We start from the raw sequence: 11,283 nt of genomic DNA on the forward strand, positions 1-11,283 counted from the left end.
GCCTGAAACTCAGTATATTGCTTAAGAACCGAACAACTTTAGGCTGCCATGTCTTCCAACCGAATTAAGCAACAAAGCCGGTGTGCAACAGCCATGTCGTATTCCCAACCGCGTTCATTATTTGCAGGCTTGAGCAATGCGGCGTTAATTGAATGGGAAATGTAGATATAGGGCAGGCTGGGAATAAACACTTTTAGGTGTGAGCCCTTAACGGGCTGCGCAGACGCCACCATTGGGACAAACAGGATTAGCGTCAGTACTTTAGCAATGGCTTTTACGACCTTCATAACGTCTACCTTGATACATTTATCCACGTGTTAAAAGTTTGTTTGTTCAGTACTTAACTACAAGAAAGTGTAGTTAAGCATTGGTGCATTTATGGGACTATTGACTCATAAGTGCGCAGTATGTTGTTCATTGCATTGATTTTAATGGAAAAATATATTGAAAAGACGTACGCGCCATCGTGCTGAATCTATAGACAAAAAGGGGGCTTTCTGACTTCTATAACCTCCTCATACCCCCGAAAAAAACACGGCGCTGTGCTGCTCCTGTCTCGTTCAGGTTGTTTTCCGAAGTGTTATTAATTGGTTTAAATCCCACGGATTTTTATAACGCTGTACAGCTTCGAGAAAGGAATCCTATGCATACTGACTGCGATAAATTGGAAAATAGGTTTGAGTGCGTGATTTTTGCTCATATTGCTGATAATGCAGTCAAATTAGTTTGCCGTTACGTCAATCTCTGAGAACGTTTTAACCCCCATTTTGTTCCTACAGCGTTTAGCTAATTGCTTCGTGATTTAGGGAAGGAGAACACCATGATCAACCGGAAGTTAATGCTTCCTGCGCTTATTAGCGTCGTTTTTATTGCTGGTTGCGGAAATGATCAAGCACCAAAAAATAAAGCATTCGTTCCTCTCGTCAGTGCTCAATCTGCGGAGCTGATTAACTATCAGCCGATTCAAACCTTTGTCGGACGAACAGAAGCGGTGGAAGATGTAGGCATTGTCCCGCAGGTTTCTGGCTATTTGAAAATGCGCTATTTCAAAGAAGGGCAATTGGTTCAAAAGGGGCAATTACTCTATAAAATAGACCCTTCTCTGTATGAAGCAAAAGTCGCCAGTGCTCAAGCGGCGGTTTCTCAAGCGAAAGCGGGCCTTCACAATGCAAATCTGGACTACGAGCGTGGTCAGGATTTGTTGCCTCGTGGTGGCATCAGCCAATCAGAATTTGACCGTTTGACGGCAGTGAAATTGCAAGCGGAAGCGGGTGTGAAATCTGCAGACGCGCAACTGCTAGCGGCAGAGCTGGACTTATCACACACCACGATTGTTGCACCATTCACGGGCCGAATCAGCAAGAGCAATGCAAGCCTGGGTGATCTCGTGTCGCCGTCTACTGGCGTTTTGACCACCATTGTGAGCCTTGACCCGATGCAAGCCTCTTTTTCAATGAGTGAAAAACAGCGTCTGGAAATGGGCGCAGACATGGTCTCCGGCAGTGGCAAAGGACGTGGAGGATTGGTCGAAGTCTATCTGCGTTTGGGCAAAGGCTATGACTACGAGCATGTGGGTAACATTGACTACCTTGGCAACCGTATTGATGTCAAAACGGGCACAATCGGCCTGCGTGCAAGCTTCCCGAACCCTGAGCATAGATTGCTTCCTGGTCAATACGTTGATGTCATCGTCAAAGATAAAAAATCACAACTAAGCATCATTATTCCGCGTCTGGCGGTTCAAACAGATTTGGAAGGTGATTTCATCATGGTGCTGAAAGAAGGCAACAAAGTAGAACGTCGTAATGTCATTTTGGGCGAACAAACCGACAAAGGAATTATTATCCGCGAAGGTTTGAATGAAAACGAGCGAGTGCTGACGAAAGGCTTGCAGCGTGTTCGCAATGGCATGACGGTACGTCTTCAAGGTGAAGGGGCGTAACGCAGATGCTGAGTCGTTTCTTTATCCAGCGACCTAAGTTTGCGCTGGTTATATCCATTATTCTGACCCTGGCGGGTGCCATCGCAATGATGAGCTTGCCCGTCGCGGAATACCCTCGAATTAGCCCTCCGTCAGTTAACGTATCTGCGCTTTACTCGGGTGCGAGTGCTGAAGTGGTAGAACAAGCACTGGCTGACCCGATAGAGACGTCCGTCAATGGCGTAGAAAACATGATTTACATGTCTTCTAAAAGTGCCAATGACGGCTCTTACAGCTTAAACGTGACGTTTGATATCGGCACGGATCCTGACATGGCGCAAGTCAATGTACAGAACCGTGTCGCGCAGATTGAATCTAAGTTGCCACCGGAAGTTCGTCAGGTGGGTGTGACGGTAAAAAAACGTTCGCCTGACCTGTTGATGGTACTGAACTTTTACTCGCCTGAAGGCAAGTATGATGATCAGTTTTTGGTTAACTACATTAACTTGAACGTGAAAGACCAGCTGGCGCGTGTAAAAGGCATCAGTGAGGTTAACGTCGTGGGCGGCGGTGAATACGCAATGCGTGTTTGGATGAACCCTGAAAAGATGGCGAACCTCGGTATCACGACGTCAGATGTACGTTCAGTGCTTGCTGAACAAAACGTGCAGGTTGCTGCGGGTGATATCGGCGCACCACCTTTTGACAACGTTCAGGAAATGACTTTCAAGCTGGTGACACAAGGCCGCCTCGGCTCTGTGGAAGAGTTTGAGAATGTTGTCGTCCGTGCGAATGCGGATGGCACCATGGTTTACCTGAAAGATATCGCTGATATTTCTTTGGGCCGTAAATTCTACTCAGGTAACGGTAAATACCGTGACCGTCCTGCGTCTATTGTTATCTTGAACCTCCAATCTGATGCAAACGCATTGGAGAGTGGCGGTTTGATCATGGATCGCTTGGAAGAGTTGTCGCATGGCTTCCCAGAGGGCATGGCATACGAAGCAAGTTACGATACCACGCTGTTTGTATCTGAATCGATCAAAGGCGTTGTTAAAACGTTGATTGAGGCGGTCATTCTGGTGATTGCAGTTACCTATCTATTCTTGGGTAGCTTCCGCTCGACCTTGATCCCTGTTGTTGCCATTCCGGTATCGCTTATTGGTACCTTTGCTATCATGTTGGCGGCCGGTTTTACAATCAATACCGTAACCTTGTTTGGTTTGATCCTAGCAATCGGTATCGTGGTGGATGACGCCATTCTGGTTATCGAAAACGTTGATACCAATATGGCAAAGGACCCGTCCCTTAGTCCGCGTCAAGCAACCTTGATTGCGATGAAAGAGGTAACAGGCCCTATCATCACCTCTACGTTGGTACTGCTGGCGGTGTTCCTTCCTGTTGCCATGCTGCCCGGTATCACGGGGATCATGTACCGACAGTTTGCATTGACCATCTGTATCTCGGTGTTGATTTCAGCGATTAACGCGTTGACCTTATCGCCAGCGATGTGTGCACTTGTGCTGAAGCAAGGTGAGGAAAACCATGCCCGTTGGTTTACGGCGTTTAACCGTGGTCTGGAAGCGGTAACCAACAAGTATGGTTCGATTGCCGGTTTCTTGGTGCGCAAGACACTCATTCTGGGTACGTTATTTGCCGTGGCGGTAGGTGCTGCTGGTTATTTCGCAAAAACCACATCAACGGGCTTCGTTCCTCAAGAAGATAAGGGTGTGTTGCTGGTTAACATTCAGTTGCCAGATGCCGCATCGTTATCGCGTACGGAAGAAGTGACACGCAAGCTGACGCAAATCATCAAAAATGAACCGGGCGTTGAGGCGGCAACCGTGGCAAACGGTTTTGCGTTCTTGACGGGTGCAGCGGCATCAAACGGTGCATCGATGTTTATCAAGCTGAAGGATTGGGAAACCCGCCAGAATCTTGAAGGTGATCATGACGCATTCTCGATCACTAACCGCATTAATGGTGCAGCGGCAATGCAGCTTCCAGAAGCGGTTGTGTTTGCAATGGGGCCGCCAGCCGTGCCGGGCATGGGAGCCGCGTCAGGCTTTGAGTTCGTGTTGGAGGATACCTTAGGCCGTAGCCGAAGTGATTTGGCAATGCTGATGCAGCAGATCATGGTTAAAGCGAATGAACAGCCAGAGATTGGGCGAACATTCAGTACGTTCCGCGCCAATGTTCCGCACTTTTACATTGATGTAGACCGTGAAAAAGCAAAGCAGTTGGGCATCCCGCTCTCTGAAATTTTTACCACGCTGCAAGGTAACCTTGCGGGTATGTACATTAACGACTTCTCGCTGTTCGGTAAAAACTACCGTGTAACGATTCAGGCAGATACGGATTACCGTAACGATTTGGATTCCTTAGGGCGTTTCCACGTTCGTTCGACATCGGGTGACATGATCCCATTGAGTACCTTAATTGATGTTGAACAGGTGTTTGAGCCGGATGTTGCTTGGCGTTACAACATGTACCGTTCGGCGGTCATTCAAGGCTCACCGGCACCTGGTTATTCTTCAGGTGATGCGATTGCAGCAATGGAACGTGTAGCGGCTGAAATGCTGCCACAGGGCTACCAGTTTGAATGGACGGGCATGGCATACCAAGAGAAGCAAGCCGGTAATCTTGCTATCTATGCGTTTGCTTTGGCGTTGATCTTTATCTACCTGTTTATGGTGGCGCAGTATGAAAGTTGGAGTATTCCTCTGGCAATCATCCTTGTCGTTCCCGTTGCGACGTTAGGCTCCTTCTTCGCATTGGCCATGACAGGCACGCCGCTGAACTTGTATGCGCAGATTGGTTTGGTTCTGCTCATTGCATTGGCCGCGAAGAACGCGATTCTTATCGTTGAATTCGGTAAGTATGGGCGTGAAGAGAAAGAACTCTCCATCAATGATGCTGCAGTTGCGGGCGGTAAACTGCGTTTCCGTGCGGTTAACATGACATCCTGGTCATTCATTCTGGGTATCTTGCCGCTGATTTTTGCAAGCGGCGCGGGTCATATTAGCCAGAATTCACTGGGTATCTCCCTGACAGGTGGTCTGCTGTTTGTACTTCTTGCAGGTACCTTCTTGATCCCTGGTTTCTTCGCCGCGATTCAACGAGCGCGTGAGAAACATCACGGAGGGTCAACCAAGCTGATTGAGCTGGATGACTAAAGAGAACCGATGCTAGAAAGGGTGCCTTAGGGCACCCTTTTTTTGTCTCATGTTCGGGGATTGGCTGGTTTTAGATTGGATTTATTCACCGTTTTCTACCATGTTAGCTTCCATAGCGTTTGACCGACACGGAGGCGGAATATGAGCGATTTTATTGTCACGAGCTGGGATTTCTCATCAGGCACAGCAAAACAAAACGACCCCAAGCCAGTTCGTATCGAAAAGGGAAACTGGTTTCATTGTCAGCGTGATGGCGAAGGGGGCCGCGAGTGGCTAACACAAAACCACATCCCCGAAGCCATTATTGATTCTCTGCTTGCGGATGACACGCGCCCTCGCTTTGAACAATTTAGCGAGGATTGTTTCCTTATCATCTTACGCAGTATCAACATGAATGAAGGTTCTGATCCTGACGACATGATGAGCTTAAGGATCCTTTGGTTTAACGGTGCAATGGTTTCCACCCGAAAGGTGCCTTCACGAGCCGTTTCAACCTTGCTAGAAAAGCTGAAAAATGGGGAGGGGCCAAAAGATTTATCTTCTTTGCTGCTGGGTATGTTCAATGGTGTAAATGAGATCATTTCGGATTTTCTAGACCCAGTAGAAGACACCATCGATGAGTTAGATGACGCATCGACGATCACGCCACAAGCACTGAATCAACTGTATTCCCGATTGCTGAGGTTACGCCGCTATTTGAAGCCGCAGGGTTATGCATTTGACGATCTCATCAACGCGCGTTTACCTGTTTTGAAGCAGCAGAAAAACCATGTAAAGAACTGCTTAGACACGATCTCCCGTATCAATGAATCGATTGAGTTTTATATTGATCAAATTAATCTCTATCAAGCCAGCGTGAATCAAAAACAATCGGAAGTAATGAACAGAAACACTTATCTATTTTCGGTCGTGGCGGGTATTTTTCTTCCCGCGGGCTTCTTTACCGGCCTTCTCGGCGTGAACATTGGCGGGATGCCGGGTCTAAATAACCCATTGGCATTTACCGTGTTTTGCGTAGCGCTTTTGGTTGTGGTGGCCGTAGAAGTGTTGCTGTTGAAGAAGATGCGATTTATTTGATGATCTGACGACGAAAAAAGAAAAACGGCCAGTAGGCGAAAACGCGTACTGACCGTTGAAAGGGAGAGTTAGTGCTGCGGTAAATCCGGCTTGGGTTTTACCCTCACTAAGCTTTCGATTATCGTGATCGCCAACCCTAACCAAATCAAGCCAAAGCTCACTGTCTTCACGCTGTCGAAAGCTTCACCAAACACAATCACCGCAAGTAAAAACTGAAGGCTAGGTTCAATGTATTGCATTAAGCCTACCATCGACATTTTTGCGTGCTTCACCGCTTCTGAGAAAAAGAACAGCGGTAACAGGGTAATAGGTGCCGCACCGATGTAGAGCAGCAAGGTAGACGTATCGCCTGACATTGCCTGACTGGTTCCCGTCGCCATTGTATAAGCGAGGTAGAGTGCTGCAAATGGCAATAGAACAATGGCTTCTACAAACAAACTGGAGATTGCATCGTATTTTACGTAACGCTTACTCCAGCCATATAACGCGAAAAACACTGCCATCAACATGGCTGCCACGGGAATCTCACCGTACTGCCAAATCTGGTAACTCAGCCCCAGTGCACCGAAAACCACCGCCGCGTATTGGCCGAGTGTGAGTTTTTCTTTGAAGGCGATGACACCTAACCCAATAACAAGCAAAGGGTTGATGAAAAAGCCAAGACTTGCGTCTAATACACGGTCATTTGTCATTGCCCAGGTAAATGCTGTCCATGAAATACACATCGCAACGGATGCGACTGACGCAAAGAAAAACGATTTTTTGTCTGCAATCAGTGAGTTCCAGTTAGGAGAATATCCCTTTCTCAACCGCAAAATAAGGATTAGGAAAGGTACGGAAGCCGCAATCCTGAATGCTAACAGTTCGCCCATGGCGGCATTGGGTAGAAATTGATAGTAAAGCGGTAGCGAGCCCCACAAGACGAAGGCGATCGCCGCCATCACGTTGCCATAACGTGTCGGAGTCATCGAAATGTACCTGAATGAAAAAGGGAGGAGGATGCGCGATTGTATAGCGAATAGGCGATTTGTAAAGTGATAGAAAGGCAATAAACGTAATCACAGTTTGCGAATAATAGGTAATGCTTAAAAAGTCACATTTGTGAAAAGCGCTAACGTTTTAACTCACTAATATAAAGAGTATTGCTACAAATTTAAAACGTACTTTGTTGAAGAGATTTTGTATGTGTAGTCGGCCTTAAGTCTCCATTTTTGACACCTTTATATGTATTTTTAGGTGTCCGGATGCCTGTTTTTATTGTTTCGTAATACTTGCACGTTTAAGCCTACACCCTCGGTGAGTAAAAAGACTTCAGAAAGTGCGAATGCGACTGGGCTTTCTCTGTGAAAACATACGTTCAGATCTGCTAGAGTGATATCAACTCAGGAATGATGAAACAGATTGAGTCCCCAAGGATGAGTCAGGCATTCCGAACCTTCTTATGTTTTTTGCTTAAATAAGGGAACTAATGAAATGGATTGATATGCAGACTCACTTGCAAACGCATGATGTTGCAATCGTAGTAGGCCCACACCGTTCAGGAAAAACAGAGTTTATTACTCAGCAATACGGCGATCGCCAGCCATCTATCGATGTGTATAAAGCGAGTAAAGCATACAGCGGTGGGAACCCTTCAATCACCGATGAGGAATGGCTGGAAATGACATCGCGTGATTGCCCGTTTATTGCTGCAATAGATGTGCATACGCTTAAAAGTGAAGACCTTTTCCAGCTTATCCATTTAGCGTCGGAAACGAAAAAGAAATTGTATCTGACCTGTTTTGATATCGAAGCGATCCCGTTTTCTCAGGTAATGGCACTTATCTGTGAAAAACAGCTGTCATTGGTGAAAATTGAAATGCTGGAAAGTGGTGACGTTTACGCTTGGTCGCTTGTAGGGAACAGCTAAAAGCGTTCGGCTCGGTCTAGACTGATCGCTCCGAGCCGACATTTTGAAGAGAATTAGCGGTTTTCTGGCCGTTGAGCAATGTCATCGGCCATACTGATTAAACGGTCTAATATCTTTTCCCCATCCGCCCTTAGTCCATTGTGCTCATATTCGTTCGTTATCCATGCGCGACTGTTTGCTAACCCTCGTAATGTCTCTCTAGAATAATCCATCTCAACATACATATCGTCGGCATAGACAGCGCAGGCAACGGGCACCTTGTTGTTTGCAAGCGCGTTGCTATCATAAAGAGTGGGCCAGTCTTGCTTGGTCGCCAGCATGTTAGCCGCATCTTTTAGCGGTACGAGGCAGGCCATTTGATCAAACATCCATGGGTAGACCATCTCGCCAGTGAACAGGAACGGTTTGCCTTTCTCATAATTAAATTGGGTAAACGCGGTATTCCGCACGCGGTGAGCTGACCAATTTGACGATGCAATCTGGTTGTATATGGGCTCATGCAAAAAGGCATAGATAGGATTGGTTTGATAGCTTTGTTCGTTCAGCATCGCCAACAGGAATGCATGGCTCAACACCATGCCTTCGTGCGTGTCGACAAATGCATCCTCTAACAGATAGTACATCGGCAAGTTGGCACCGCTGCGACCTAAATTGATACCGATCTGCTGGAATTGTTCAACCGTAAACGTCTGGCCATTTGGTAAAGCAACGTCGTTTACCGAAAGAAAGTCAGCGATGTCCTGACACATTTTTTGCGCAGCAGGGAATTGAGCGAAAAAGGCGTCGTTTTTATCGATGACGCGTTGGTAAGTGGCGCGATACACATCATCTGTATGGCGTGTTAAAGACGGGATACCCCCTGTTATAAAGACGCGCTCAAGACTATCTGCGAAAAAAGACAGATAGGTTAATGCACAGAAACCGCCAAAGCTTTGCCCTAATATCGACCACTTATCAATACCTAGCCGATCTCTAATGGCTTCTGCGTCGCGTACGATATTGTCTGCCCGAAAATGCTGGATTAATTCGACCTGAGCATCCGAAGACAGATGAGAGAGGGTTTGGAGGGTGAGCGGCGTGCTAAGACCTGTACCACGTTGATCGAGAAGCAGTACGCGGTACTCTTTTAATGCGCGTTTTAACCAACCACTGCATGCATCTGGCCTTGGTGAAGGAAATCCGGGGCCACCTTGAAAATAAACCAGCCAAGGAAGCTCGGTCTGATCTTTAGCCAAATCCACCACTTCTCGTGCAAAGACGTTGATGCGTGTTGACTGAGGTTGTTGGTGATCGAGCGGTAAATCAAATGAATGCTGACGGTAAAATAAGCCGTCAGCGATAAATTCTTTTTGCATTGTTCATCCTGTTGCAAGTGGCCGTGTCACTATCAACAGAATTTAACGTATTTATGCCGTCGTTTCCTCACATGATTTCGCTGTTTCGGCAAGAATATCAGCCTGAACGATTAACCGGCCTAGCGTGTTCTTTAGCAAGTCAGTCTCGGGTTCGTTGAATTGAATACCCAGTTGGATGCCTTCACCGTGTCCGCTGACAGAGGCGACCACACCATCAAAATATACTGGCTCTTCAAACAACGAATTGATGATGACGCGAATGGTTTCTCCTGTATCGACAAAAAGATTTGAAGACGTCCGAATTGCACAACCGCCGAGTGAGACGTCGGCAAGTTTCGCCAAGGTGTTTCGTCCGTCAATTTCTAATTGAACAATCCGTGAAACGTTGTAGCGGGCGTGTTGTCGCATACGGTGAATATTCACGATATCTGGCAGGGCTATCGCCAGCATTTTTTCGGGGCGATGCATCACACTGAGTATGTGAGATTTAAAAGCAAAAATTTCGCCATATCGGGAAGCGTTAAGACCTTTAACAACGATTTGTAAGCCAGAGGGATCGCTCAGCAATTTACTGAGTTCCGGATCTGACGGTGTTTCAAGCAAGATGTATTTTTTGTCTCGGTAGCCAATGAGCTTAGATGCGCCAGTAAAAGCGCTGATGTTGTCTTTGTATTTCAGTTCCAAAGAGAGCGCACAACCGACAGAAATCGTCGGTAGGAAAACGGATGGCAATAGTGTATTTGTGGTATTCATTTGGTGTTATGTATGTATAGAGAATGAAATCAGCCAAAGGAAACATTGGTAGAGTGAATTCTCATAATTAAGACGGTGATTTTACTGTGAATAGTCACTAGGTTGATATTTACGACATCAATACATTGAAGCAACGCACAAATAAGGTGTGTATTGATAAAATATTCATCAACGTAGCGCGAGAAAGTACCCATGCTGTTCTTGAAGAGTGTCGATATCTGCGGCAGAAAGGCTTTCGTGTTATGAGCGATCTTGAGCGAAAACCACTATCAGTAGTACGAGTAGCATCATGTTATCTACGAAACCAAGCCCCTTACTTGAGGGGCTCTAGACGACGTTTATAGATTTAAAACAGTATTTATAGGTATTAAAGTTAATAGCCCCTATGTGTTGAGGCTATTTCAAAATACTCTTTCTTCGTCGCTATTTTATATAGGCTTCATTCATTTCGTTTGTATCAGATCCACTACACAATTGACCATTTCTACTTCCCATCACGAGTCGTTGATAAACACCATATAGTTCTGGTGGAACATCATCAATAACAATCTGTTCACCTACACCAAAGTCCAATTCACTGCTTTCATTACTGCTTACATCTTTGCTTTGGTAGACGTCCATGTAATACAGCGTAAGGCCAACTTTCCCACAATCCAGTGCTCCTTTATGGAGGTCGTACTCTACTCGGTATGTTAAAGCAGCATCCGGATCGTCTGGGAGTAGTGTGAATTTTTTAAAATACCCGGTTGTCCAGTGGCCGCTTGAACCGATATCATCATCGGAGAAAATGCGGTCATGCCTTATTAAACCTCTGCCTACCCAAGAATCGCCCCATATAGTGTATTGACAACCTTTAGGGAGAGGAGGCGTCGTCCATGTGACATTTTCTCCCATTGGGATTTCATTATCACTATCTGAGTAACCACACCTGCCATCAATTCGGATATAGGGCAATTTGTTATCGCCATTAAGGTTCAGTGCGGTGTACTTCAGTGTGGCTTTGTTGCTTAATTCGGTTGGAAGACATGGCAGCCTAAAGTTGTTCGGTTCTTAAGCAATATACTGAGTTTCAGGCATACCCAGTCCTGTAAG

General features: G+C 46.3%; 9 protein-coding genes. 4 read left to right on the top strand and 5 right to left on the bottom strand.

Going from position 1 to position 11,283, the window contains the following annotated elements; translation table 11 throughout:
* Window positions 1-38 precede the first annotated feature (38 nt).
* Window positions 39-287 (bottom strand): hypothetical protein, encoded by a 249-nt coding sequence (locus B5D35_RS20720; protein ID WP_212567562.1) that lies wholly within the window; start codon window positions 285-287, stop codon window positions 39-41.
* A 533-nt stretch (window positions 288-820) separates the two neighbouring features.
* Here B5D35_RS20720 and B5D35_RS20725 point away from each other — a divergent pair.
* The 3 genes from B5D35_RS20725 to B5D35_RS20735 all read left to right on the top strand — a co-directional run bounded on the left by B5D35_RS20725 (window position 821) and on the right by B5D35_RS20735 (window position 6,174).
* A complete protein-coding gene (locus tag B5D35_RS20725; protein WP_078754392.1) occupies window positions 821-1,942 on the top strand; it encodes an efflux RND transporter periplasmic adaptor subunit in 1,122 nt (373 codons plus the stop codon).
* Window positions 1,943-1,947: 5 nt separating this feature from the next.
* Complete coding sequence (locus B5D35_RS20730) at window positions 1,948-5,097, top strand: efflux RND transporter permease subunit (protein ID WP_078754393.1); 3,150 nt, start codon at window positions 1,948-1,950, stop codon at window positions 5,095-5,097.
* 141 nt (window positions 5,098-5,238) lie between these two features.
* Complete coding sequence (locus B5D35_RS20735) at window positions 5,239-6,174, top strand: CorA family divalent cation transporter (RefSeq protein WP_078754394.1); 936 nt, start codon at window positions 5,239-5,241, stop codon at window positions 6,172-6,174.
* 68 nt (window positions 6,175-6,242) lie between these two features.
* Here B5D35_RS20735 and rarD read toward each other — a convergent pair whose 3' ends face one another.
* Entirely contained in the window at window positions 6,243-7,142 is a 900-nt protein-coding gene (gene rarD, locus B5D35_RS20740) for an EamA family transporter RarD (protein WP_078754395.1), read from the bottom strand.
* Between the two features lie 500 nt (window positions 7,143-7,642).
* Here rarD and B5D35_RS20745 point away from each other — a divergent pair, with 500 nt between their 5' ends.
* Window positions 7,643-8,083 (top strand): hypothetical protein, encoded by a 441-nt coding sequence (locus B5D35_RS20745; protein ID WP_078754396.1) that lies wholly within the window; start codon window positions 7,643-7,645, stop codon window positions 8,081-8,083.
* Window positions 8,084-8,136: 53 nt separating this feature from the next.
* Here B5D35_RS20745 and B5D35_RS20750 read toward each other — a convergent pair whose 3' ends face one another.
* The 3 genes from B5D35_RS20750 to B5D35_RS20760 all read right to left on the bottom strand — a co-directional run bounded on the left by B5D35_RS20750 (window position 8,137) and on the right by B5D35_RS20760 (window position 11,145).
* Entirely contained in the window at window positions 8,137-9,438 is a 1,302-nt protein-coding gene (locus tag B5D35_RS20750) for an alpha/beta fold hydrolase (protein ID WP_078754397.1), read from the bottom strand.
* A gap of 51 nt (window positions 9,439-9,489) precedes the next feature.
* Window positions 9,490-10,191, bottom strand: a complete 702-nt coding sequence (locus B5D35_RS20755) for a flagellar brake protein (RefSeq protein ID WP_078754398.1) — start codon at window positions 10,189-10,191, stop codon at window positions 9,490-9,492.
* 423 nt (window positions 10,192-10,614) lie between these two features.
* The gene (locus tag B5D35_RS20760) at window positions 10,615-11,145 is read right to left on the bottom strand and encodes a hypothetical protein (protein WP_139367817.1); all 531 of its coding nucleotides are present in this window, start codon (window positions 11,143-11,145) and stop codon (window positions 10,615-10,617) included.
* Between the last annotated feature and the right edge of the window lie 138 nt (window positions 11,146-11,283).

The organism is Enterovibrio nigricans DSM 22720 (assembly GCF_900167155.1).
GTDB classification, from domain to species: Bacteria; Pseudomonadota; Gammaproteobacteria; order Enterobacterales; family Vibrionaceae; genus Enterovibrio; species Enterovibrio nigricans.